At 67.9% G+C, this 25043-nt stretch carries 21 protein-coding genes; 14 read left to right on the top strand and 7 right to left on the bottom strand.

The annotated features are described in order from the left end of the window. Window positions 1-24: 24 nt before the first annotated feature. Window positions 25-603 carry a superoxide dismutase [Fe] gene (sodB, locus tag OOZ48_RS00500; protein WP_269494195.1) on the top strand — a complete coding sequence of 193 codons (579 nt, stop codon included), beginning with the start codon at window positions 25-27 and terminating at the stop codon, window positions 601-603. Window positions 604-626: 23 nt separating this feature from the next. On the opposite strand, the gene OOZ48_RS00495 is transcribed toward sodB, so the two are convergent. Both OOZ48_RS00495 and OOZ48_RS00490 read right to left on the bottom strand, forming a co-directional pair. Continuing rightward, window positions 627-1055: a DUF192 domain-containing protein gene (locus OOZ48_RS00495; protein ID WP_269494192.1), complete on the bottom strand. Its 429-nt coding sequence runs from the start codon at window positions 1053-1055 to the stop codon at window positions 627-629. 66 nt (window positions 1056-1121) lie between these two features. Continuing rightward, complete coding sequence (locus OOZ48_RS00490; RefSeq protein ID WP_269494189.1) at window positions 1122-1361, bottom strand: cold-shock protein; 240 nt, start codon at window positions 1359-1361, stop codon at window positions 1122-1124. A gap of 211 nt (window positions 1362-1572) precedes the next feature. Here OOZ48_RS00490 and clpS point away from each other — a divergent pair, with 211 nt between their 5' ends. The 11 genes from clpS to OOZ48_RS00435 all read left to right on the top strand — a co-directional run bounded on the left by clpS (window position 1573) and on the right by OOZ48_RS00435 (window position 16807). Beyond that, the gene (gene clpS / locus OOZ48_RS00485) at window positions 1573-1893 is read left to right on the top strand and encodes an ATP-dependent Clp protease adapter ClpS (RefSeq protein WP_269494186.1); all 321 of its coding nucleotides are present in this window, start codon (window positions 1573-1575) and stop codon (window positions 1891-1893) included. A 114-nt stretch (window positions 1894-2007) separates the two neighbouring features. Next, window positions 2008-4329 carry an ATP-dependent Clp protease ATP-binding subunit ClpA gene (clpA, locus tag OOZ48_RS00480; protein WP_269494183.1) on the top strand — a complete coding sequence of 774 codons (2322 nt, stop codon included), beginning with the start codon at window positions 2008-2010 and terminating at the stop codon, window positions 4327-4329. 43 nt (window positions 4330-4372) lie between these two features. Next, on the top strand, window positions 4373-5584 hold the full coding sequence (locus tag OOZ48_RS00475) for a paraquat-inducible protein A (protein WP_269494180.1): 1212 nt from the start codon (window positions 4373-4375) through the stop codon (window positions 5582-5584). Then, window positions 5581-7233 (top strand): PqiB family protein, encoded by a 1653-nt coding sequence (locus OOZ48_RS00470; protein ID WP_269494177.1) that lies wholly within the window; start codon window positions 5581-5583, stop codon window positions 7231-7233. Before OOZ48_RS00475 ends, OOZ48_RS00470 begins: the two co-directional genes overlap by 4 nt. 21 nt (window positions 7234-7254) lie before the next feature. After that, window positions 7255-7875, top strand: a complete 621-nt coding sequence (locus tag OOZ48_RS00465; protein ID WP_269494174.1) for a PqiC family protein — start codon at window positions 7255-7257, stop codon at window positions 7873-7875. Between the two features lie 152 nt (window positions 7876-8027). Next, the gene (gene putA, locus OOZ48_RS00460) at window positions 8028-11807 is read left to right on the top strand and encodes a trifunctional transcriptional regulator/proline dehydrogenase/L-glutamate gamma-semialdehyde dehydrogenase (protein ID WP_269494171.1); all 3780 of its coding nucleotides are present in this window, start codon (window positions 8028-8030) and stop codon (window positions 11805-11807) included. A gap of 134 nt (window positions 11808-11941) precedes the next feature. Then, entirely contained in the window at window positions 11942-13102 is a 1161-nt protein-coding gene (locus OOZ48_RS00455) for a branched-chain amino acid ABC transporter substrate-binding protein (protein WP_269494168.1), read from the top strand. Window positions 13103-13249: 147 nt separating this feature from the next. Next, window positions 13250-14182, top strand: coding sequence for a branched-chain amino acid ABC transporter permease (locus OOZ48_RS00450; RefSeq protein ID WP_269494165.1), 933 nt, complete (start codon window positions 13250-13252; stop codon window positions 14180-14182). Beyond that, window positions 14179-15258 carry an ABC transporter permease subunit gene (locus tag OOZ48_RS00445; protein WP_269494162.1) on the top strand — a complete coding sequence of 360 codons (1080 nt, stop codon included), beginning with the start codon at window positions 14179-14181 and terminating at the stop codon, window positions 15256-15258. The genes OOZ48_RS00450 and OOZ48_RS00445 overlap by 4 nt, the downstream gene beginning before the upstream one ends. Next, window positions 15255-16079 (top strand): ABC transporter ATP-binding protein, encoded by an 825-nt coding sequence (locus tag OOZ48_RS00440; protein WP_269494159.1) that lies wholly within the window; start codon window positions 15255-15257, stop codon window positions 16077-16079. Before OOZ48_RS00445 ends, OOZ48_RS00440 begins: the two co-directional genes overlap by 4 nt. After that, window positions 16076-16807 carry an ABC transporter ATP-binding protein gene (locus tag OOZ48_RS00435; protein ID WP_269494157.1) on the top strand — a complete coding sequence of 244 codons (732 nt, stop codon included), beginning with the start codon at window positions 16076-16078 and terminating at the stop codon, window positions 16805-16807. The genes OOZ48_RS00440 and OOZ48_RS00435 overlap by 4 nt, the downstream gene beginning before the upstream one ends. Before the next feature lie 49 nt (window positions 16808-16856). Here the strand turns inward: OOZ48_RS00435 and dut are convergent, their stop codons facing one another. Genes dut through OOZ48_RS00410 form a run of 5 tightly spaced genes read right to left on the bottom strand, consistent with a single transcriptional unit; the run spans window position 16857 to window position 22871 of the window. Further along, entirely contained in the window at window positions 16857-17306 is a 450-nt protein-coding gene (dut, locus tag OOZ48_RS00430; RefSeq protein WP_269494154.1) for a dUTP diphosphatase, read from the bottom strand. Between the two features lie 60 nt (window positions 17307-17366). Beyond that, window positions 17367-18560, bottom strand: coding sequence for a bifunctional phosphopantothenoylcysteine decarboxylase/phosphopantothenate--cysteine ligase CoaBC (coaBC, locus tag OOZ48_RS00425; protein ID WP_269494151.1), 1194 nt, complete (start codon window positions 18558-18560; stop codon window positions 17367-17369). Between the two features lie 13 nt (window positions 18561-18573). Continuing rightward, on the bottom strand, window positions 18574-19083 hold the full coding sequence (lspA, locus tag OOZ48_RS00420) for a signal peptidase II (protein ID WP_269494148.1): 510 nt from the start codon (window positions 19081-19083) through the stop codon (window positions 18574-18576). Beyond that, window positions 19076-21916, bottom strand: a complete 2841-nt coding sequence (gene ileS, locus OOZ48_RS00415; protein WP_269494145.1) for an isoleucine--tRNA ligase — start codon at window positions 21914-21916, stop codon at window positions 19076-19078. Before ileS ends, lspA begins: the two co-directional genes overlap by 8 nt. Beyond that, entirely contained in the window at window positions 21906-22871 is a 966-nt protein-coding gene (locus OOZ48_RS00410; RefSeq protein ID WP_269494142.1) for a bifunctional riboflavin kinase/FAD synthetase, read from the bottom strand. The genes ileS and OOZ48_RS00410 overlap by 11 nt, the downstream gene beginning before the upstream one ends. A gap of 31 nt (window positions 22872-22902) precedes the next feature. Here OOZ48_RS00410 and purN point away from each other — a divergent pair, with 31 nt between their 5' ends. Continuing rightward, window positions 22903-23589, top strand: coding sequence for a phosphoribosylglycinamide formyltransferase (gene purN / locus OOZ48_RS00405; protein ID WP_269494139.1), 687 nt, complete (start codon window positions 22903-22905; stop codon window positions 23587-23589). 74 nt (window positions 23590-23663) lie between these two features. Then, window positions 23664-24974 carry an RsmB/NOP family class I SAM-dependent RNA methyltransferase gene (locus tag OOZ48_RS00400; protein ID WP_442867510.1) on the top strand — a complete coding sequence of 437 codons (1311 nt, stop codon included), beginning with the start codon at window positions 23664-23666 and terminating at the stop codon, window positions 24972-24974. Window positions 24975-25043: the final 69 nt, after the last annotated feature.

Raw genomic sequence — 25043 nt, 5'->3', positions numbered from 1 at the left:
CACTGTCTGTTTGAAGGAAATACCATGGCTTTTACCCTTCCGCCGCTGCCCTACGCAATGGATGCGCTGGCACCGCACATTTCCAAGGAAACTCTCGAGTTCCACTATGGCAAGCACCATCAGGCCTACGTCACCAATCTGAACAAGGCGATCGAAGGCACCGAACTGGAATCCGCCAGCCTCGAGGACATCATCCGCCAGTCGTCCGGTGGCGTGTTCAACAACGCCGCCCAGGTGTGGAACCACACCTTCTACTGGAGCAGCCTGTCTCCCAACGGCGGCGGCGAACCGGCCGGCGCGCTGCGCGAGGCGATCGAGGCCAAGTGGGGCAGCGTCGAGGACTTCAAGACGGCCTTCACGCAATCGGCTGCGGGCAATTTCGGTTCGGGCTGGACCTGGCTGGTGAAAAAGGCCGACGGCACGCTGGACATCGTCAACACCAGCAACGCCGGCACCCCGCTGACCTCCGGCGACAAGGCGCTCTTGACCTGTGACGTCTGGGAGCACGCCTACTATATCGACTACCGCAACGCCCGCCCGAAATACCTCGAGAATTTCTGGGCGCTGGTCAACTGGGAATTCGCCGCCCAGAACCTGGGCTGATCGCCGCCTGGCGCGCCGCCGCCTCAGGGCGGCGGCAGCGGCGACACCGTGTCCCGCACCGAGATACCCGCGCGATTGAACCATCCCTGCGACATTTCGAGGGCATAGCGCACCGGCCCCGGCGAGCAGTGCGTATCCAGGGCGTAGGGCTGCATGTCCTGGATGGATACGATCCGCCCGCGGGCGTCGATGAAGGCGATCGACAGGGGCAGCGGCGTGTTCTTCATCCAGAAGCACTGCGGCTCGTCCTCGTCGAACACGAACAGCATGCCGTGGTCGCGGGCAAGGCCGCGCCGTTCCATCAGGCCGCGGCTGCGGGCCTGGGGTGTGCGGGCGATCTCGGCCTGCACCCGGTGCGCGCCCACCGACAGTTCAGCCATCGGCAGCACGGTCTGCCCGAGGGCGGCGGGCGTGGCCGCCACGGCCGCCAGCATAAAAAAAACAGGACTCATGGCGAGTCCTGCACAGCGGTAAAATAAGTCTGTTTTTGATGTTATCCAGGCATTGGGCATGTCCGGTCAGGCGGCGGTGATGTTCAGGGCCTGCTTGCCTTTGGGTCCTTGGGCGATGTCGAACAGGACTTTCTGGCCTTCTTTGAGGGTCTTGAAGCCGTTCATCTGGATGGACGAGAAATGCGCAAACAGGTCTTCGCCCCCATTGTCGGGGGTAATAAAGCCAAAGCCTTTGGCATCATTGAACCACTTTACCGTTCCAGTCAGTTTTTGTGACTCTCCGGTGCTTTCGATTGAATCGGACATGCGACCAGCCTCTCGACTATAGTGTGGGGTTGATACCTTGGTGCAGCGGATGCCACCAAACCCGTTCCCCCGGGCATCGCGCCGACGCGCGGGCCACCCCGAAGAACACCGTCGATAATGCTTAATTCATCGTTCGCTAGTCAACTATGGAAACCACTAGTATCAAGGCTCCACAGCTGTGATCCGCTAGCTTGATTCGTATTTTCGCGAAATGCCGACCGATATCCAGAATCAGCGCGAACTCTTGCAGGACACCGCCCCGGTGCGCGTGGCGCCGCCGCCCATGTACCAGGTGGTCCTGCTCAACGACGACTACACCCCCATGGATTTTGTCATCCTGGTGCTGCGCGAAGTCTTTCACAAAACCGACCCCGAGGCCGAGCGCATCATGCTCAAGGTGCACCACGAGGGGCGGGGCGTCTGCGGCATTTATACGCGCGACGTCGCCTCGACGCGCGTGGACACCGTGCGCCGGATGGCCCATGCCGATCAGCATCCCCTGCAATGCGTGATGGAGCCCGTCTCGCCCTGAGCGGATGGGATCCCGCGAGCGGCGATCCGCGCCGCCGGCATTGCGCCATAGCGTTTTAGTCATAGAATAGAGCCATGGATTTATTCATCCGCTCCGATTAGGCATGGAGGAAGCGTGATCTCCGAAGAACTTGAAGTCAGCCTGCACATGGCCTTTGTCGAGGCCCGGGCCGCCCGGCATGAATTCATCACGGTCGAGCATTTGTTGCTGTCGCTGCTGGACAACGCGGCCGCAGTGGAGGTGTTGCGCGCTTGCGCGGCGGACCTCGAAACCCTGCGCCAGGATTTGCGCAAGTTCGTCGCCGAGAACACGCCGGTATTCCCGGGCGAGGGCGAGGTCGACACCCAGCCGACCCTGGGATTCCAGCGCGTCATCCAGCGCGCCATCATGCATGTCTCCTCCAGCAGTTCGAACAAGGCTGCCGTGACCGGGGCGAACGTCCTGGTGGCGATGTACGGCGAAAAGGATTCCCACGCAGTGTATTTCCTCGTCCAGCAGGGCATCTCGCGCCTGGACGTGGTCAATTACCTCTCGCACGGCATCGCCAAGGCCCCCGAGGCCGGGCCGCCCCAGGGCGCCAGCCCGCGGGCGGAACCTCCCGCCGCCGACCCCAAGTCCGACCAGCAGAAATCGCCCCTCGAGACCTACGCCACCGACCTGAACGCCGAGGCGCTCAAGGGCCGGATCGATCCGCTGATCGGGCGCGAGGCCGAGGTCGAGCGCGTGATCCAGGTGCTGTGCCGCCGCCGCAAGAACAACCCCTTGCTGGTGGGCGAGGCCGGCGTGGGCAAGACCGCCATTGCCGAGGGCCTGGCATGGCGCATCACGCAAGGCGACGTGCCCGAGGTGCTGCACGAGGCCCAGGTCTACGCCTTGGACATGGGCTCGCTGCTGGCGGGCACGAAATACCGCGGCGACTTCGAACAGCGCCTGAAACTCGTGCTGAAGTCGCTGCGCGAGAACCGCAACGCCATCCTGTTCATCGACGAAATCCACACCCTGATCGGGGCCGGCTCGGCCTCGGGCGGTACGCTGGATGCGTCCAACCTGCTCAAGCCGGCCCTGTCCTCGGGCCACCTGAAGTGCATCGGTGCGACGACCTACACCGAGTACCGCGGGATCTTCGAGAAAGACCACGCGCTCGCGCGCCGCTTCCAGAAGATCGACGTGTCCGAGCCCTCCGTCGAGCAGACGATCCGGATCCTGCGGGGCCTGAAGGGCCGCTTCGAGGCGCATCACCAGGTGCGCTATTCCTCGGCGGCCATCACGGCGGCGGCCGAACTGGCGGCGCGCCACATCAGTGACCGTTTCCTGCCGGACAAGGCCATCGACGTGATCGACGAGGCGGGCGCCGCCCAGCGCCTGCTGCCCAAGTCGCGCCAGAAAAAGCTCATCGGCAAGGCCGAGATCCAGGCCACGGTGGCCAAGATCGCCCGCGTCCCGCCGCAAAGCGTCTCGACCGACGACCGCAACAAGCTCGCCACCCTCGAGCGCGACCTGAAGTCCGTGGTCTTCGGCCAGGACCAGGCGATCGCGGCGCTGGCCGCCGCCATCAAGATGGCGCGCTCGGGCCTCGGCCGCCCCGACAAGCCCATCGGTTCGTTCCTGTTCTCGGGGCCGACAGGGGTGGGCAAGACCGAGGTCGCGCGCCAGCTCGCCTTTGTGCTGGGCATCGAGCTGCTGCGCTTCGATATGTCGGAATACATGGAAAGGCACACGGTGTCGCGCCTGATCGGCGCGCCGCCGGGCTACGTCGGTTTCGACCAGGGCGGCCTGCTGACCGAGGCGATCACCAAGCAGCCGCACTGCGTGCTGCTGCTCGACGAAATCGAAAAGGCGCACCCTGACGTCTACAACATCCTGCTGCAGGTCATGGACCACGGCACGCTGACCGACAACAACGGACGCAAGGCGGATTTCCGCAATGTCATCATCGTGATGACGACCAACGCGGGGGCCGAGGCCCTGAACCGCAACGCCATCGGGTTTGCGACGCCGGCCAAGGGCGGGGACGAGATGGCCGACATCAAGCGCCTGTTCACCCCCGAGTTCCGCAACCGGCTCGATGCGATCATCGGCTTTTCCGTGCTGCCGCGCGAAATCATCCTGCGGGTGGTCGACAAATTCCTCATGCAGCTCGAGGACCAGCTCCACGAAAAGCACGTCGAGGTGGTCTTTACCCCGGCGCTGCGCGAGCACCTCGCCCGCGAGGGCTTCGACCCGACGATGGGCGCGCGTCCCATGCAGCGGCTCATCCAGGATACGATCCGGCGCGCCCTGGCCGACGAGCTGCTCTTTGGGCGCCTGGTCAATGGCGGGCTGGTCGAGGTGGGCGTGGACGAGCAGGGCGGGGTGGTTCTGAATTTCCCCGATGGCCCGGCCAATCGCGGCACGGTGCCCAAGCCTTCGCATCCCGAGCCCGAGCTCGTGGATTGATGGGGACGCGTCGCGCGTCGACCGGTTCCAGGGCCCGCCGGGCATGAGGCTGGTCGCCTGCCCGCAATGCGACACCTTGCATGAACGGGTGGAACTGACGGCACGGGCGCGCGCGTCCTGCGTGTGCTGCGGCGCCATCCTGTACCGGCGGGGCGTACTGGACTTGAACGGCTGGACCGCCATGTCGCTGGCGACCTTGGCGGTGTTCGTCATCGCCCAGGGCTTTCCCATCGCCAGCCTGTCGCTGCAAGGACGGGAAGTCAGCGTGGCGTACTGGCAGGCGCTGCTCTACATCTGGGACCAGGGCGATTGGCTGCTGTCGATCATGACCGGCCTGTTCGGCTTCTGGTTTCCGCTGTTCAAGATCATCCTGACCCTGTGGGCGGTGCGCTGCATCTCCACGGGCCGGATACCGGGCGACTTCACAATCGGCATGCGGCTGCTGCATGCCATCACGCCCTGGTCGATGGCCCCGGTCCTGGTGTTGGCGATCTTTGTCGCCGTGGTCAAATTCGCCGGCATGGCCTCGCTGACGGTCGAGCCCGGGATGGTGGGCCTGGTTGCGCTGTCGTTCTTCCTCACCGGCCTGGGCCGCCTGGATGCCCACGAACTCTGGAGTCTCGCCGAGCGCGCGGGCCTGGTCGAGGCCTCGGGGGCGCACGGGCACGGCCTGGCCTGTCATTCCTGCGGCTGCGTCCAGGGCGCTCCCGTCGACGGCCATTGCCACCGTTGCGGCGCACGCTTGCACCGGCGCCGCGTCAATGTCTCCGCACGGGTCTGGGCCCTCGTCATCGCGGCCTCGGTGGTCTATATCCCGGCCAATGTCCTGCCGGTCATGCGCATCCAGTCCGTCCTGGGGACCAGCGACCATACGATCCTCGGCGGCGTGATCGAGCTCTGGCGTCTGGGGTCCTGGGATCTGGCGGTGATCGTATTCGTGGCCAGCGTGGTGGTGCCGATCACCAAGCTGCTGGCCCTGGCGGTGCTGATGCTGTTTCGCCGCCCGCGCGGCGCCCGCCTGCAGCGTCAGCGCACCCGCATGTACGAACTGGTCGAATTCATCGGGCAATGGTCGATGCTGGACGTGTTCGTGGTGATCCTGATGGGGGCGATGGCCAACTTCCCGGGCTTGATGCGCATCCTGCCCGGGCTGGGCGCGCTCAGTTTCGGTGCCGTCGTGGTCCTGACCATGTGGGCCGCGATGAGCTATGATCCGCGTTTGGGATGGGACAGACTACGGGGCAGCGAACGATGACGGAACCAGGACGGGATGACGAATCCATGGCGGCCGCACAGCCCGCGATCCGCCCCGGAAAGGCCGTCCGCTGGTCCTGGATCTGGCTGGTGCCCCTGCTGGCGGTCCTCATGGGCGCCTCCCTGCTGGTCACCCATTGGCTGCGCACCGGCCCGGTCATCACCGTCACGTTCCAGTCCGCCGAAGGGCTGGCGGCGGGCCAGACCAAGCTGCGCTACAAGGACGTGATCGTCGGCCAGGTCAGCGCCTTGCGGGTCGCGGACGACCGCCAGGGGGTGCAGGTCGACATCCAGCTCGACCAGGACGGGTCCGAGTACATCACCCAAAAAGATGCGCACTTCTGGGTGGTGAGGCCGCAGCTCAGCCTCACCGGGGTGTCGGGGCTGGGCACGCTGATGTCCGGGGTCTATATCAGCGTGGACGCGCCCACCGAGGTCAAGGGCCCGCGGACCTACCAATTCACCGGGCTGGAACATCCCCCCGAGGTGACCAGCGGACGCCAGGGCACGCGCTATGTGCTGCGCGCCCGCGACCTGGGGTCCCTCGACATCGGGACGGGGGTCTACTATCGGCGCATCCTGGTGGGCCGCGTCGTGGGCTACGAGATGGCCGACGATGGCCGTTCGGTGCTCATCCAGTTTTTCGTGGACGCGCCTTATGATCGCTTCGTGACGGCGGATTCCCGATTCTGGAATATCAGCGGCATCGACGTCACCCTGTCGCCCGAAGGCATCAACATGCGCATCGCAGGCCTCAGCTCAGTGTTGAGCGGCGGGGTCGCCTTCGCGCAGGCCGACGAGGTCAGCTCCTATGACGGCGCGGCCGACCGGACGCCGGCGGCCCGGGATCACGAGTTCACCCTGTTCGCCACACGCGACGACGCCCTGGCCGATCCGGACGGCCCGCCGCTGCAGATCGTCATGCGTTTCGACCAGTCCGTGCGCGGCCTGCGGGTGGGCGCCCCCGTCGATTTCCGCGGCCTGGAACTGGGCAACGTCGTGGATATCGACCTGGAATTCGATCCCAAGGAACGGCATTTCTTTGCCCGCGTTCGTGCCGACCTGTATCCGCTGCGCTTTGCGGAGGCCTACGACTCGCTGCTTGCCGCCGCCAATGGCAAGAGCGGCGAAGAGCTCTTCCAGAGCCTGGTGGACCATGGCATGCGGGCGCAGTTGCGTTCCGCCGCGCTGGTGACCGGACAGCAATACGTGGCCCTGGATTTCTTCCCCAAAACCAAACCCGTGACCGAGACCGCCGCCAGCGCCGGCGGCGCCATGGGCATCCCCACGGTGGCCGGCGACCTCAATCAGTTGCAGCGCCAGGTCGGCAGCATCGTCTCCAAGCTCGATGCCGTACCGTTCAAGGAGATCGGCGAGAACCTGGATACGAGCCTCAAGTCCCTGAATTCGCTGCTCGAGCAGTTCGACACCCGCCTGACCCCGCAGGCGACCGCGGCCCTGAAATCCGTCCAGCGCTCCTTCGATCGGATCGGCCAGACGCTCGGGCCCGAGGCGCCGCTGCTGGGGGGGCTGCAATCGACGCTGGGTGAGTTGGAGCGCGCCGCGCGTGCCCTGCGCACTCTGGCGGATTATCTGCAGGCGCATCCCCAGGCCCTGGTCCGGGGCCATCCGGCGGACAATCTGCATTAGCGCCGGCACACTCAAGGAGACATGATGAGACTCGCCAGCCTGGGAATCGCCGTGCTGCTGGGCGCGTGCGCGGCCCCGCCCAGCGCCTACTACAGTCTGTCCGGCCCCTTGCCCGCTGAACCGTCGCCGTCCGTTCGCGCGGCGGATTACGGTGTGCGCATGGAGGCCGTGCGCATCCCCGCCGAGGTCGATCGCCCGCAACTGGTGGTGCGCCGCGACGCCGCCGACGCCGATGTCGCCTTGCTGAACGAGTCCCTGTGGGCGGCGCCTCTCGCCGACCAGATCCGGGCGGCGCTGGCGGCCCGGGTGTCGCGCGCGCTGGACGTGCCCGACCTCAGCCTGATGGCCGCGCCCAAGGATTTGCCACTGCGCGAGGTCGCCGTCCAGGTGACACGATTCGACCTGGTGTTCAACCAGTATGCCGGCCTGGAGGCGAACTGGGCCGAGGGTCGCCATGCCGGATCCGGAGCGCAGCTGTGCCGCGTGGTCCTGAGGGTGCCGACGGCGGGGCAGGGGGTTGCGGCGCTGGTGGAGGCCCAGCGCACGGCGGTTGCGCTGCTGGCGGACGTGATTGCCGCGCGTATGGATCCGGTCGCGCCCACACCGGACGATCCAGCGATCTTGCGAGATAGTTGCACCTGAATCCCTGCCGGGTCCACCTGGGTTTTACTTTTCATTTCCTGGGTTATCCCTAGTGGTGAAACCCCATCTAAAGATATAGCATGCCGGTGGTAAACCTAACGGATGGCCAAGGTGCCATCCGTTGTTGCTGGACAGGCTGGACGATTCTGATCATGGCTACCGTTACTCTCGGCGTTAAGGTGGATGAGGCGTTGCGCGAACGCCTGCGGCAGATTGCCGACGGCCTCGGCTGCACGCCGCATTGGCTGCATAAACAAGCCTTGCTGGCTTACATCGAGGCGATCGAGCGCGGCCAGCTGCCGGCCGAGATCGGCCACCTTGCGGGCGACGAGCCTGCCGAGGACGTGGTGGAACCCGAACGCCAGCAACCGTTCTACGAGTTTGCCCAAGAGGTGCAACCCCAGTCCGTGCTGCGTGCGGCCATCACGGCGGCCTACCGGCGCCCGGAACCCGAATGCGTGCCCATGCTGCTGGATTTGGCCGCCCAGGATGATGGCGATGCGGTGCAAGCCCTGGCGCATCGGCTGGTCGCCGCGCTGCGCGGCAAGCGCAAGGCCGGGGGGGTCGAGGCCCTGATCCAGGAGTTCTCGCTGTCCAGCCAGGAGGGCGTGGCCCTGATGTGTCTGGCCGAGGCGCTGTTGCGGATTCCGGACCGGGCCACGCGGGATGCGTTGATCCGCGACAAGATCAGCCATGGCGATTGGCGCTCGCACGTCGGCGAATCCCCGTCCCTGTTCGTCAATGCGGCCACCTGGGGACTGCTGGTCACCGGCAAGCTGGTCAGCGTCAACAGCGAACAGACCCTGTCCCGGGCGCTGACCCGCCTGATCGGCAAGGGTGGCGAGCCCCTCATCCGGCGTGGCGTCAACATGGCGATGCGGCTGATGGGCGAACAATTCGTCACGGGGCAGACGATTTCGGCGGCCCTGGCCAACAGCCGCAAATTCGAGGACGTCGGCTTTCGCTATTCCTACGACATGCTGGGCGAGGCGGCGACGACCGCCCAGGACGCCAGCCGCTACTACGAATCCTACGAGCAGGCCATCCATGCGATCGGCAAGGCCTCGCAGGGCCGCGGCATCTACGAGGGGCCGGGCATCTCGATCAAGCTCTCGGCGCTGCATCCGCGCTACTCGCGCGCTCAGCGCGACCGGGTCATGGCCGAATTGTTGCCGCGCATGATCGCGCTGGCGGTGCTTGCGCGGCGCTACGACATCGGCCTGAACATCGATGCCGAGGAGGCCGACCGGCTGGAACTGTCCCTGGACCTGCTCGAGGCGATGTGCTTCGATGAACGGCTGGCGGGATGGAATGGCATCGGTTTCGTGATCCAGGCCTATCAAAAGCGCGCGCCCTTCGTCATCGACTACGTGATCGACCTGGCGCGGCGCAGCAAACACCGTCTGATGCTGCGGCTGGTCAAGGGCGCATACTGGGACACCGAGATCAAGCGGGCGCAGGTGGACGGCCTCGAGGGCTATCCGGTGTATACCCGCAAGGTGCATACCGACGTCTCGTACCTGGCCTGCGCCCGCAAGCTGCTGGGCGCGCCCGAGGCCGTGTATCCGCAGTTCGCCACGCACAATGCCCAGACGCTGTCCGCGATCTATCACATGGCCGGGGCGAACTACTATCCGGGGCAATACGAATTCCAGTGCCTGCACGGCATGGGCGAACCGCTCTATGAGGAAGTCGTCGGGCCGGTGGCCGAGGGCAAGCTCAATCGTCCCTGCCGGGTCTACGCGCCCGTGGGTACGCACGAGACGCTGCTGGCATACCTGGTGCGCCGCCTGCTCGAGAACGGCGCCAATACGTCCTTCGTCAACCAGATCGCCGACGAGGATCTGCCCATCGAGGTCCTGGTGGCCGATCCGGTGACGGCGGCGCGGCGCCTCCAGCCGCTGGGCGCGCCGCACGATCGCATTCCGCTGCCGCGCGAACTCTACCTCGAACAAGAAGGCCGGCTGAATTCCGCCGGGCTGGACCTCAGCAACGAACATCGCCTGGGCTCCTTGTCGGCGGCGCTGCTGGGCAGCGCCGCGCAGGACTGGCGGGCGGCGCCTGACGGGGTCTGGGAGGACGCGCGTGCCCGCGAGGTCCTCAATCCCGCGGATCATCGCGACGTGGTCGGCCGCGTGGTCGAGGCGGGCGACGCCGATATCCAGCAGGCCCTGCGGCGCGCGGAGTATGCGGCGCCCATCTGGCAGTCGACGCCGGTGGCCGAGCGCGCCCAGTGCCTGCGGCTGGCCGCACAGATCCTCGAGGACGAGATGCAGGCGGCCATCGGCCTGATCGTGCGCGAGGCGGGCAAGTCCTACCCCAATGCGATCGCCGAGGTGCGCGAGGCGGTCGACTTCCTGCGCTATTACGGCGCCGGCATCGAGCGCGGGTTCTCGAACGACAGCCATAGGCCCTTGGGCCCGGTGCTGTGCATCAGTCCCTGGAACTTCCCGCTGGCCATTTTCATCGGCCAGGTCAGTGCGGCGCTGGCCGCGGGCAACGTCGTGCTGGCCAAGCCCGCCGAGCAGACCAATCTGATCGCCGCGCTGGGTGTCTCGGCGCTGCGGCGCGCCGGCATTCCCGCCGATGCGGTGCAGCTGCTGCCGGGGCGCGGCGAGACCGTGGGCGCCCGGCTGGTCGCCGATCCCGCCGTGCGCGGGGTGATGTTCACCGGGTCCACCGAGGTCGCCCGGCACATCGCGGCGACGCTGGCCCAGCGCCTGGACGCGCGCGGCCACGTGATTCCGCTGATTGCCGAGACCGGCGGCCAGAATGCCCTGATCGTGGACTCCTCGGCGCTGACGGAGCAAGTCGTCTATGACGTGCTCAATTCGGCCTTCGATTCCGCCGGCCAGCGCTGCTCGGCCCTGCGCGTGCTGTGCGTGCAGGAGGACTGCGCCGACCGCACCCTCGAGATGCTGCGCGGCGCCATGCGGGAACTGCGCGTGGGTCGTCCCGAGCTGCTGTCCACCGACGTCGGGCCGGTCATCGACGCCGAGGCCCGGGACCACATCGAGGCGCACGTGCGCGCCATGCGCGAGGCCGGCCATGCGGTCGATCGGCTGTCGCTGGGCGAGCAGGCGCGCAACGGCACGTTCGTGCCGCCCACGCTGATCGAGATCGCGCACGTGTCGCAGCTCGAGCGCGAGGTGTTCGGGCCGGTGCTGCATGTGCTGCGCTACCGGCGCGAGGCGCTGGACGAGCTGCTCGACGACATCAACGGCAGCGGCTATGGGTTGACCTTCGGGGTGCACACCCGGCTGGACGAGACCATCCAGCACATCGTCCAACGCGTCAACGCGGGCAACATCTACGTCAATCGCAATATCGTCGGCGCGACCGTGGGCGTGCAGCCCTTCGGCGGCGAAGGCCTGTCGGGCACCGGTCCCAAGGCCGGCGGCCCGCTGTACCTGCATCGGCTGCTGTCGCGCGGGCCGGCGGGCCTGCCGGTTGCCGGGATTCCGGGCCGCGACGCCGCCGACTGCGTGCTGCCCGGTCCCACGGGCGAGAGCAACGTCTATCGCCTCAAGCCCCGCGGCACTGTATTGTGCCGGGCGCTGACGGCGCGGGGCGCGCAGGCGCAGCACGATGCCTGCCGACGCACGGGCAACCGGATGCTGTTCATGGATACGCCCGCGGGCCGGGCCTTCCAGGCCCAGGCGGGCGACGCGTCGGTCGTGCTGGCGGGCGAGGACGCGTTGGCCGCGGGGGATTTCCAGGTCGTGCTGTTCGAGGGCGACGGCGACGACTTGCTGGCCTTGAACGCGGCGGTCGTGGACCGGCCGGGGCCGATCGTGCCGGTCCTGGGGCTGCGCAGCGAGGAACTGGCCGCAGGCGGCCGCTATGCGCTCGAGATGCTGGTGCGCGAGACATCGATCTGCATCAACACGGCGGCCGCGGGCGGCAACGCCAGCCTGATGATGGTCGGCTAGTGTCGTGCGGCCGCCACCCGGCGGCTGCGACGAGGGTGACAGTCCATGAAGACTGTATGTGTTTTTGAGTCAACAGGGGACGTCCGGATGGGCCACGAGCCGCAGGCATCCCCGACACCAAGGAGAACCACGATATGCAATCCACCAAACGCTTCAAGCTGCTGGCCACGTCCGCCGCGCTGCTGGCCGGCCTCGCCTTCGGCCCGGCGCATGCCGACACCCAGGTCGTCAAGCTCGGTTTCGCCGCGCCGCTGACCGGACCCCAGGCGCACTACGGCGAGGACATGAAAAACGGCCTGGAGCTGGCCCTCGAGGAAGCCAACAAGCAGAATATCCAGCTCGACGGCAAGACCGCCAAATTCGAGCTCGTCTCGCGCGATGACCAGGCCGACCCCCGCACCGCCGTGCAGGTCGCCCAGCAGATCGTCGACGAAGGGGTCAAGGGCGTCCTGGGGCATTTCAACTCGGGCACGACCATCCCGGCATCGCGCGTCTACAACGATGCGGGCCTGCCGCAGATCGCCATGGCGACCTCGCCCGAGTACACCGAGCAGGGCTATGACACCACCTTCCGCATGATGACCAGCGACACCCAGCAGGGTGCGGCCGACGGCGAGTTCATCGTCAAGGACCTGGGCGCCAAGAAAGTCGCCCTGATCGACGACCGCACCGCCTACGGCCAGGGCCTGGCCGATGAGGTCGCCAAGGCCGTCGAGGCCGCGGGCGGCGAGATCATCGCCCGCGAATACACGACCGACAAGGCGACCGATTTCACGGCGATCCTCACCAACATCAAATCCAAGGCGCCGGCCGCGATCTTCTTCGGCGGCCTGGACGCGCAGTCGGGCCCGATGCGCAGCCAGATGGTGCGCCTGGGCATCGAGGCGCCGCTGGTGTCGGGCGAGATGACCCGCAGCGAAACCTTCCTGAAGCTCGCCGGCGATGCGGCCGACGGCACCTATGCCTCGCTGGCGGGCGTGCCCCTGTCCACGATGGCGGCCGGCGAACAGTTCCTCAAGGACTACAAGGCGCGCTTCAACGTCGAGCCCGGCGTCTATTCGCCCTACGCCTACGACGGCGCCTGGAACATGATCACCGCCATGAAGGAGGCCGGCTCCTCGGATCCCGCCAAGTACCTGCCCAAGCTCGCCAGCCTCGCGCGCAGCGGCGCCACCAGCAAGCACATCGCCTATGACGGCAAGGGCGATCTCAAGGAAGTCGCCGTGACCATCTACCTGGTCAAGAACGGCAAGTGGACCATGTTCAAGAGCATGGTCAGCCAGGCCGCCGAGTAAGCGCGATGCGCCGGGCGGCGCACGCGCCTCCACGAGGGGCGCGCCGTCCGGACTTCCTGACGAATCGACGGACCGACCCCCGGCCCCGCCCGTGCGGCGGCCGGATCGCAAGGGTGGCGCCGGCCCGTCCCAGTCCTGGACACACGTATGGATATCCTCCTGCAGCAATTGATCAACGGGGTCACCGTGGGCAGCGTCTATGCCCTCGTGGCGCTCGGCTACACCATGGTGTACGGGATCATCGGCCTGATCAACTTCGCGCATGGCGACGTCGTGATGGTCGGCGCCATGCTGGCGACCACGCTGGTGATCAGCCTGGTCGGCGGTGCCTGGGCGGGCGCCTCGCCCGTGATCCTGCTGGCCGCCGCCCTGGCGGTCGCGATCCCGTTCTGCATGGGCCTGGGCTGGCTCGCCGAGCGCTACGCCTACCGGCCCCTGCGCCGGGCGCCGCGCCTGACCGCCCTGATCACCGCGATCGGCGTCTCGATCATCATCCAGAACGTCGCGATGATGGTCTGGGGCCGCAACTACCTCAGCTTTCCGCGCATCATCGAGCCCACCGTCCACGAGTTCCTGGGGGCGCGCATGACGACCCTGCAATTGGTCATTGTGTTCGGTTCCTTGCTGATCATGGCCGGCCTGCTGGCCGTGGTGCATCGCACCCGCCTGGGCACCGCCATGCGGGCCACGGCCCAGAACCAGGAGGTCGCCGGCTTGATGGGGGTGAACATCAACACGGTCATCTCGGCCGCCTTCCTGATCGGCTCGGCGCTCGCCGCGGTGGCCGGCATCATGGTGGTGAGCTATTACGGCGTGGCGCAGTACACCATGGGCTTCATGCTGGGCCTGAAGGCCTTTACCGCCGCCGTGCTCGGCGGCATCGGCAACCTGGGCGGCGCCATGCTGGGGGGACTGCTGCTGGGCATCATCGAATCCCTGGGGGCCGGCTACATCGGCGATCTGACCGGTGGCGTGTTCGGCAGCAACTACCAGGACGTCTTTTCCTTCATCGTGCTGATCCTGGTGCTGGTGTTCCGGCCCTCGGGTCTGATGGGTGAACGGGTCGGAGACCGCGCATGACGATACCATCCAAATCCGTGCCGCCCAAGGTCTGGCTGGGCATCGCCCTGGCCGGTGTCGTGCTGGCGGTACTGCCTTTCGTGCTGGGCATGCACGGCCAGAGCTGGGTGCGCACCATCAATTTCGCCCTGTTGTACGTGATGCTGTCCCTGGGGCTGAACATCGTGGTGGGCTTCGCCGGCCTGCTCGATCTGGGTTATATCGCCTTCTATGCCGTGGGGGCCTACGTCTGGGCGATGCTGGCCTCGCCGCATTTCGGCCTGCACCTGCCGTTCTGGGTCATCATCCCGGCGGGACTCGTGCTGGCGGCGTTCTTCGGGGCGATGCTGGGCGCGCCGACACTGAAGCTGCGCGGCGATTACCTGGCCATCGTCACCCTGGGCTTCGGCGAAATCGTGCGCATCTTCATGAACAACCTGGATGCACCGATCAACATCACCAACGGTCCGCAAGGGATAAACAGGGTAGATACATTCTCGGTGGCCGGATTTTCGTTCGGACGCAGCGAACAGATCCTGGGCTTTCGCATCACGGGGCCGGAAAAATACTACTACTTGCTGCTCTTGCTGACGATCCTCATCGTGATCGTCTGCGCCCGTCTGCAGAATTCACGCATCGGCCGCGCCTGGGAGGCCGTGCGCGAGGACGAGATCGCCGCCAAGGCCATGGGCATCAATACCCGCAACATCAAGCTGCTGGCGTTCTCCATGGGGGCGACCTTCGGCGGACTGGCGGGCGCGATGTTCGCCTCGATGCAGGGTTTCGTCAGCCCCGAGAGCTTCAGCCTGACCGAATCCATCCTGGTGCTGTGCATGGTGGTGCTGGGCGGGATGGGCAATATTCCCGGCGTGATCCTGGGCGCCTTGCTGCTGTCGATCTTTCCCGAGGTGCTGCGCGCCGTGGTCGTGCCTTTGCAGCAGGCGGCCTTCGGCGAGGTGGTGCTGGATCCCGACGGCATCCGCATGCTGATGTTCGGCTTTGCGCTGGTGCTGGTGATGATCTTCCGTCCGGCGGGCCTGTGGCCCTCGGCGGTGCGGCGCCGCGAGCTCGCCCGCGGCACGGAGGGCGAGGCATGAGACCCGTCGAACGCGAGAATCCGGGCCACGGCAGCGACCTGCTGCTGGTCGCCAACAAGCTGAACAAGCGCTTCGGCGGACTGCAGGCCTTGTCGGACGTGAGCTTCGCCATCCGCAAGGGCGACATCTACGGCCTGATCGGCCCCAATGGCGCGGGCAAGACCACGCTATTCAATGTGATGACCGGCCTCTACATCCCCGAGTCCGGCACCTGCAATTTCATGGGCCGCGAATTCACCCGGCTCAAGCCGCACCAGATCGCACAGGCCGGCATGGCCCGGACGTTCCAGAACATCCGCCTGTTCGGTGCGCTCAGTGCGCTCGAGAACGTCATGATCGGACGCCACGTGCGCACGCATGCCGGGGTGTTCGGCGCGATCACGCGCAACCGGCGCACCCGGGACGAAGAAGCCGCGATCGAGGCGCGGGCCCGCGAGCTGCTGGACTACGTGGGCATCGGCGAGCGCGCCAACCACATGGCGCGTTCCCTGCCGTATGGCGATCAGCGCCGCCTGGAGATCGCCCGCGCCCTGGCCACCGAGCCCATGCTGCTTGCGCTGGACGAACCGGCCGCCGGCATGAATGCGTCCGAGACCCTGGTGCTGCGCCGCCTGATCGAAAAGATCCGCGCCGACGGCGTGACCGTGCTGCTGATCGAGCACGACATGAAGCTCGTCATGGGCCTGTGCGACCGGGTCCTGGTTCTGGAATATGGCAAGGTGCTGGCCGAGGGCAAGCCCGCCGAGGTGCAGCACGATCCCAAGGTGATCGAGGCCTATCTGGGGGCGGGTGCCGCCGCCTCGCAAGGAGACCGCGCATGACGACCCCCAATCTGCTGGAGATCCGCCGGCTGGACGTCTCGTATGGCGGCATTCGCGCCGTCCGCGGCCTGGACCTCACGGTCGGGCAGGGCGAGCTCGTCAGCCTGATCGGCGCCAACGGCGCCGGCAAGAGCACCACCCTGCGCGCCATCTGCGGCCTGGTGCCGGCGGCCGGCGGCGAGATCCTCTACGACGGCCGGCCGATCCTCGGGCGGCCGGTGCACGAGATGGTCCTCGACGGGCTGGTGATGGTGCCCGAGGGGCGCGGGATCTTCGGCCAGCTCACGATCGAGGAGAACCTCAACATCGGCGGCTATACCCGCAAGGACCACGCCGAGGTGCGCGCCACGATCGAACACGTCTTCGAGCTGTTCCCGCGGCTGGCCGAGCGGCGCCGCCAATCGGCGGGTACGCTCTCGGGCGGCGAGCAACAGATGCTCGCGATGGGCCGCGCCATGGTGTCCAAGCCGCGCCTGCTGCTGCTCGACGAGCCCTCCATGGGGCTTGCGCCGCTGATGGTGGAAAAGGTCTTCGAGGTCGTGCGCGCCATCGCCGCCGAGGGGGTCACCATCCTGCTGATCGAGCAGAACGCCCGCCTTGCGCTGGAGGTCAGCGCGCGCGGCTATGTGATGGAGTCGGGCCAGATCACGCTGTCGGGGCCGTCGCGGCAGCTGATCGACGATCCCAAGGTGCGTGCGGCCTACCTGGGCGAAGAAGACGCGGCCTGACGGCGGTCTGGCCGGCGCCGGCCCGCGCGACCTCGGCGGGCTCCGGCGTTCAGCCTCGGCCGGTGCTGCCGAAGCCGCCGGCGCCGCGGGCGCTGTCGGCGAAATCGTCCACGACGTCGAAGCGCACCTGCTGGATCGGCACGATCACCAGCTGGGCCAGGCGTTCCATGGGCTGCAGGGTGTAGGGCTGCGTGCCGCGGTTCCAGACCGAGACCATCAAGGGGCCCTGGTAGTCGGAGTCGATCAGGCCGACCAGGTTGCCCAGTACGATGCCGTGCTTGTGGCCCAGGCCGGAGCGCGGCAGGATCATGCCCGCGTATGCCGGATCGGCGATGTGGATGGCCAGGCCGGTGGGCACGAGGTCGGTGTCCCCGGGGGCCAGCGTGCGCGGGGCGTCGAGGCAGGCGCGCAGGTCCAGCCCCGCCGAGCCCGATGTGGCGTAGGCCGGCAGGCAGTCGTGCATCCGGGGGTCGAGGATCTTCAGGGCGATGGATTGCATGGTGCTCCGGGCGGATTGGCCGCGCGTCCGCGGGACGGGGCCGGGTTGGCAAGAATGTGTTCAGCCAGGCATGCGGCGCGCGATCTCGCGGATCAGCGCGCGCGCCGCATGCAGCTTGTGTTGCGGCTCCAGCGGGTGGGCGCCGGCCTCGTCGTACAGCACCAGGCGGGCCGATTCGGCATCCATGGTGTCCTGGGCGAGATTGCCGACCATCAGCGGCACCCCCTTGCGCAGGCGCTTGGCCTGGGCGTGTTCGTCGAGGCGCTCGGTCTCGGCGGCAAAGCCCACGCACCAGGGCCCGCCGGCCAGGGCGGCCACCTCGGCGAGGATGTCGGGATTCTGGACGAAGGACAGCGACGGCGGCTGGCCGTCCTGTTTCTTGAGCTTGGCGGCCGAGGGTTGGGCCACCGCCCAGTCGGCCACCGCCGCGACGGCGATGAAAATGTCCGCCCTGGGCGCGTAGGCCATCGCGGCGGCGTGCATCTGCGCCGCCGTGCCCACGTCGATGCGGACCACGCCCTGGGGCGTGGGCAGGGCGGTCGGCCCGGAAATGAGTTCCACCGTGGCGCCGGCCTCGGCGGCGGCGCGCGCCAGGGCATAACCCATGCGCCCCGAGGAGCGGTTGGTGATGACCCGCACGGGATCGATGGGTTCGCTGGTGGGGCCGGCCGTGAGCAGCACGCGCCGGCCGGCCAGCACCTTGGGCTGGAAATAGGCCACCAGCGCATCGAGGATCTGGCCGGGCTCGAGCATGCGGCCCTCGCCGGTTTCGCCGCAGGCCTGGTCACCCTCGCCGGGACCCAGCAGGGCGACGCCGTCGGCGTGCAGCTGCCGCGCATTGCGCTGGGTGGCGGGATGGGTCCACATCTCGCGGTTCATCGCGGGCGCGATCAGCAGGGGGACCTCGCCGCGCGCCACGCACAGGGTCGAGAGCAGGTCGTCGGCGTGCCCGTGCGCGAGCTTGGCCATGAAATCGGCGCTGGTCGGCACGATCAGCACGGCGTCCGCGCCGCGGGTGAGGGTGATGTGCGCCATGCTGTTCGGCACCCGCGCATCCAGCGGGTCGAGGTACACCGGGCGGCCCGACAGGGCCTGCAGGGTGGTCGGCGTGATGAAGTGCGTCGCGGCCTCGGTCATGACCACGTCCACCTGCGCGCCCTGGTCCAGCATGCGGCGCAGCAGTTCGGCGGATTTGTAGCAGGCGATGCCGCCCGTCAGGCCCAGTACGATGCGAGTGCCGGCAAGTTCGAGCATGAATGCCTCCGGTTCAGGGCGCCGCCTTGCGCCGCCGGGACTGCAGGATCTCGTCGAGGATCAGCAGGCCGGCGCCGCAGGTGATGGCGATGTCCGCGATGTTGAAGGCCGGGAAATACCAGTCCTTCCAGTAAAACAGCAGGAAGTCCACCACGTGGCCATGGGCCAGGCGGTCCAGGGCATTGCCCAGCGCCCCGCCCAGGATGCAGGCCAGCGATGCGCAGAACAGCCGCTGAGCCGCATGGGTGTAGAGTAGCCGCAGGATGACGATGGCGGCAATCAGCGCGATGCCGGTGAACAGCCAGCGCTGGCCGCCGTCGGCGTCGGCGAGGAAGCTGAAGGCCGCCCCCCTGTTATAGAGCAGGGTGAAATCGAACACCGGCAGGACGGGCACCCGCTGGCCGTAGGCCAGCCAGGCCTCGACCGCCGATTTGCTGGCCTGGTCGAGGACGATCAGCACGGCGGCCAGCGCCAGCCAGCCGGCCATCGGGGCCAGGCGCGCCGCCCGGGCGGACTCAGGCATGGCTGCGCGGCTCGCCGTCGCCGAACAGATTGTCGGTGCAGCGGCCGCACAATTCAGGATGCGCGGGATCGTGGCCCACGTCCGGACGGTGGTGCCAGCACCGGGCGCACTTGGCGTGCCCGGTGGCGTGGACCTCGATCGCCAGCGGCCCCTGTGCGGCATGGGCCTCGGCGCGCGAGACCAGGAACACAAAGCGCAAGTCATCGCCCAGGCTCTGGAGCAGTGCGAGGTCGTCGCCCGATGCACGGAAGTCGAGCTCGGCCGCCAGCGACGAGCCGATCTCGCCGCGCGCGCGCACGGTCTCGATCTCGCGCATGGCCTCGGCGCGGATCTCGCGCAGCCGCGTCCAGCGCGCCGACAAGGCCTGCGCGTCGGCCGGCGCGGGCACCTCGTGGAACAGGCCGGTGAAGATGCTGGGCGTCTCGGCGCTGCCGTGCAGGTCGCTCCAGGCCTCCTCGGCGGTGAAGGACAGGATCGGCGCGAGCAGCTTGAGCAGCGCGTGGGTCACGTGGTACAGCGCGGTTTGCGCCGAGCGCCGGGCGGCACTGTCGCGGCCTGCGGTGTAGAGCCGGTCCTTGAGGATGTCGAGGTAGAAGGCGCCCAGGTCCTCGGAGCAGAAGATCTGCAGGCGCGAGACCGCGGTGTGGAACTCATAGCGCTCGAAGCTGGCCCGCACCTCGGCCTGCATGGCGGCGGTCATCTGCAGGGCGTATCGGTCGATCTCCAAGAGCGCATCGGTCGGCAGGGCGTCCGTCGCCGGGTCGAAGTCGGCCAGGTTGCCCAGCAGGAACTTCAGGGTGTTGCGCACCCGGCGGTAGCTCTCGACGACACGGGCGAGGATCTGCTTGCTGATCGACAGTTCGCCCGAATAGTCCGTGGCGGCGGTCCACAGGCGCAGGATCTCGGCGCCCAGGGAGTCCGAGACCTCCTGCGGGAAGATCACATTGCCTTCGGACTTGCTCATCTTGCGGCCCCGGCCGTCGACCACGAAACCGTGGGTGAGCAGGCCCTTGTAGGGCGGGCGGCCGTACAGCATGCAGCCGGTCAGCAGGGACGAATGGAACCAGCCGCGGTGCTGGTCCGAACCCTCGAGGTAGAGGTCGGCGGGCCAGGCGAGCTGATCCGCGTGCGAGCCCTTCATCTGGTGGTCGCGCCCGCCCAGGACGGTGGCGTGGGTGGTGCCCGAATCGAACCACACGTCCAGCGTGTCGCGGTTCTTTTCGTAGTGCTCGGCCTCGTCGCCCAGCAGTTCGCGCGGGTCCAGGGTCTGCCAGGCCTCGATGCCTTCGCGCTCGACGCGCTGGGCGATTTGTTCCAGCAGTTCGACGGTGCGCGGATGCAGTTCGCCGGTTTCCTTGTGGACGAAAAAGGCCATGGGTACGCCCCACTGGCGCTGGCGCGAGAGCGTCCAGTCGGGCCGGTTGGCGATCATGGCATGCAGGCGCGCGCGCCCCCAGGCCGGATAGAACGCGGTGGCCTCGATGCCCGCCAGGGCCAGTTCGCGCAGGCTCGCGCCGCCGTCGGGGCGCAGGTCCATGCCGGCGAACCATTGGCTGGTCGCGCGGTAGATGACGGGCGTCTTGTGGCGCCAGCAGTGCATGTAGCTGTGGCTGTGGGCCTCGGTATGCAGCAGCGTGCCGGCGGCGCGCAGCGCCTCGACGATGCGCGGATTGGCGGCCCAGATCAGTTCGCCGCCGAACAGCGGCAGGCTGTCGGCATAGTGGCCGTTGCCCATGACCGGATTGAGAATGTCGGTGTCGGCCAGGCCGTGCGCCTTGCAGGACTGGAAATCCTCGACGCCGTAGGCGGGCGACGAGTGCACGACCCCGGTGCCCGAGTCCAGCGTCACGTAGTCGCCCAGGTAGACGGGCGACAGGCGGCGGTAGCCCGGGTCGGCGTCATGCAGCGGATGGCGGAAGGCCAGGCCGGCCAGCTGCGTGCCCGCGGCGGTGGCGATGATCCTGCCCTCGAGGCCCCAGCGCTGCAGGCAGCTTTCGGCGAGTTCGGCGGCCACGATCAACAGCGGACCGGTGTCCCGGGGCTGCGCCAGCCGCAGCAAGGCATACTCATGGTCGGGATGCAGGTTGAGGGCCTGGTTGGCGGGCAGCGTCCAGGGCGTGGTGGTCCAGATGACGATGGCGCCCGCGTCGACCTCGCCCTCGAGGCCGAAGGCCCGCGCCACGGCGGCGCGGTCATCAAAGGCGAAGGCGACGTCCACGGACGGATCTTCGCGGTCGGCGTATTCGACCTCGGCCTCGGCCAGCGCCGAGCCGCAATCAAAGCACCAGTTGACGGGTTTCAGGCCGCGGAACACATAGCCCTTTTTCATGATTCCCGCCAGCGCGCGAAGCTCGTCGGCCTCGTTGCTGTGATTCATGGTGAGGTAGGGATTGTTCCAGTCCGCCAGCACGCCCAGGCGCTTGAAATCCTTGCGCTGGCGCTCGATCTGTTCGGCGGCGTAGGCGCGCGCCTTGGCCTGGACCTCGGCCACCGGCAGGTGCTTGCCGTATTTCTTTTCGATCTGGATCTCGATGGGCATGCCGTGGCAGTCCCAGCCCGGCACGTATTGCGCATCGAAGCCCGCCAGGTCGCGGCTCTTGACGATGACGTCCTTGAGGATCTTGTTGACCGCGTGGCCGATGTGGATGTCGCCGTTGGCGTAGGGTGGGCCGTCGTGCAGGATGAACTTGGGCCGTCCACGGGCCGCCTCGCGGATGGCGGCATAGACCTTTTTTTCCTCCCAGGCCGCGATCCAGCCGGGTTCGCGTTTCGCCAGGTTGCCCCGCATGGGGAAGGGGGATTCGGGAAGATTGAGGGTGTCTCTATAGTCCATGGGAGGCGAAATAGTCGCGAGCGCCTTGCACATCCTTTTCGATGGCGGCGGTCAAAGTGGGTAGATCGGGAAAGGTTTCCTCGTCGCGCAGGAACTCGAGGAATTCGACGCGCACCAGTTTACCGTAGGCGTCCACGCGATGATCGAGCACGTGTGTCTCGAGCAACAGGCGTCCGTCCGACGAGACGGTGGGGCGCACGCCCAGGCTGGCGACCCCCGGCAGGGCGTCGGGACCCAGGCCGCACACGCGCACGACGTAGATCCCGGAGCGCGCCGCACAGGGCTCGGGCACGCGCAGGTTCAGGGTTGGGAACCCCAGGCTGCGGCCCAGCCGGCGACCGTGGATCACATGCCCGCTGATACTGTAGTCCCGGCCCAGCAGCGCCGCGCTGCGCTCGAGGTTGCCCACCGCCAGGGCGGTGCGCAGCTCGGTGCTGGAAATCCGCCGGCCCTGGGCGTCGACGACGTCGGCCAGGGTGCGCACTTCGAAGCCGTGGATTTCGCCCATCCCGCGCAGCAGCTCGATATCGCCGCTGCGCTGGCGGCCGTAGCGGAAATCCTCGCCCACCAGCACCCAGCGCGTATTGAGCCCGTCCACCAGCAGGCGGCGGATGAAGTCCTCGGCGCCCATGTCGGCCAGGCGCTGCCGGAAGGGCAGGATGACGATCTGGCGCATGCCGTGCCGGCTGAGGGCCTCGACCTTGTCGCGCAGGGCGCTGATCTGGGTCGGGATGAGCTCGGGCCGATGGCCCCGCCGGGCAAAGAACGCCCGTGGGTGCGGCGTGAAGGTCATGACGCTGGGCACGAGACCGCGCTGCGCGGCCTGGTCGCGGACGTGCGCGAGGATGGCTTGGTGCCCCCGGTGCACGCCGTCGAAATTCCCGATGGTCAGCGCGCTGGGCGCAGTCGAGTCGCGTCGCGGCAGGCCGCGATAAAGTGTGGGAGCGGATTTCACAGGCAAGAGTTTACAATTTTGCCTCGATTGTATGTCGGAGGCCCAGACCTTGGCGCAGCAGCCCTCACCCCCGGTGCGTTTCCTCATCCTGATTTCGGGCCGCGGCTCGAACATGCAGGCCATCGTCCAGGCGATTGCCGCGCGCGGCCTGCGCGCCGAGGTCTGCGCCGTGTTGTCCAATCGCGCCGACGCCGCCGGCCTGGCCTGGGCCCGGTCCCGCGGCATACCCGTCGAGGTCCTGCCGCATCGCGCCTACGACAGCCGCGAGGCCTTCGATCAGGCCCTGGCGCAGCGCATCGACGAACTCGCCCCCGACTACGTGCTGCTGGCGGGATTCATGCGCGTGCTGGGGGCCGACCTGGTGCGCCGCTTCGAGGGCCGCATCATCAATATCCACCCCTCGCTGCTGCCGGCCTTTCCGGGCCTGCACACCCATGCCCAGGCCCTGGCGCAGGGGGTACAGTGGCACGGATGTACGGTACACTTCGTGACGCCCGTGCTGGATCACGGGCCGATCATCGCCCAGGGCGCCATTCCCGTGCTGCCGGGCGATACCGCCGACACCCTGGCCCAGCGCTTGCTGGCGCTGGAACACCATATGTATGCCGAGGTCGCAGCCTGGCTGGCCGACCGGCGGGTCGCCATCGGCGACGACGGCCTGGTGCGGGTGGACGGCGTCGATCGGCGCGCCTTCACGGCCCATGACCTCATATCCTGATGGAACCCATGACCCGATCCGATCAGCCGCGCCGTGCGCGGCGCAGTCCCGCAGCGGCCCCGCGGCCGTACGTAATGGCCGCGGCGCGCATCGAACAGGTGCGCCAGGTCCTGGGTGAGATCCTGCAGTGGTCGCATCCGGCCGATGCGGTGCTGTCGCGCTGGTTCCGGGCCCATCCCAAGGCGGGCGGCCGGGACCGCGGCGAGATCGCCGAGGCGGTCTTCGACGTCCTGCGCCATCTGCGCCGCTATCGGCAGTTCGCCGAGAGCGGCCACGGACCGGCGGCCCGGCGCCTGGCGATCCTGGGCCTGGCGTCGGTCTGGCCGCGCGCGACCCTGGATGCGGGCCTGGACGAGCATGAACGCGCCTGGCTGGATCACGTGCGCGCCATCGACGTGCGCGCGCTGCCGGATGCCGTGCGCCTGAGCCTGCCCGACTGGCTGGCCGAACGGGCGGCCGCCCTCGAGGACGGCGAAGCCCTGTTCGAAGCCCTCAACCGCCCGGCGCCCCTGGATTTGCGGATCAATCCGTTCAAGCTCGAACGCGCGGCGCTGCTCGAGGCCTGGGCCGGTGGTCCCGAGGCGCGCTGGTCGCCGCGGCCCACACCGTATTCGCCCTGGGGCATCCGCATCGAGGGCCGCCCGCCCGTCAATCGCTGGCAGGCGTTCGAACGCGGCGAGATCGAGGTGCAGGACGAAGGCAGCCAGCTGCTGGCGGCGCTGGTCGCTCCCCGGCGTGGCGAGATGGTCATCGATTATTGCGCGGGCGCGGGCGGCAAGACGCTGCTGCTGGGCGCGCTGATGCGCTCCACCGGGCGCTTGTATGCCTTCGACGTCTCGGCGGCGCGACTGGCGCGCGCCAAGCCCCGATTCGCCCGCAGCGGCCTGTCGAACATCGTGCCGGTGGTGATCGCGGAACACAAGGACACGCGGGTGCGGCGCCTGCGCGGCAAGGCGCAGCGCGTGCTGGTGGATGCGCCGTGCAGCGGGCTGGGCACCCTGCGGCGCAACCCCGACCTCAAGTGGCGCCAGCATCCCGAGGCCCTGGCATCCTTGCTGGAGACCCAGGCGCGCATCCTGCGCGAGGCCGCGGCCTGCGTCGCGCCGGGCGGACGGCTGGTGTATGCCAGCTGCAGCATCCTGCCCGAGGAAAACGAGGACCAGGTGCAGGCCTTCCTGGACGAGCACCCTGAATTCTCGCTGCTAGAGGCCGGCCCCATCCTCGCGGACCGCTGCGCGGTGCCCCAGATGGACGGGCCGTTTCTGCGCCTGCGGCCGGACCGCCACGGCACCGACGGTTTTTTCGCCGCGGTCATGCAGCGCAGCAAACCCGCGGCGCCGCCGGCCACCGGGCCCGACGGGGCGGGCGAGGCATCGCCCGACTGAGCGTGCGTGGCGTGGCCGCGTAAACCCGCCTGACGCGTTCGGCGGGGGTGGGCTACACTTTTCCTCATG

The sequence above is a fragment of the Castellaniella sp. S9 genome (assembly GCF_027257175.1).
Lineage (GTDB): Bacteria > Pseudomonadota > Gammaproteobacteria > Burkholderiales > Burkholderiaceae_B > Castellaniella.
This window is presented reverse-complemented; position numbering and strand designations above follow the sequence as displayed.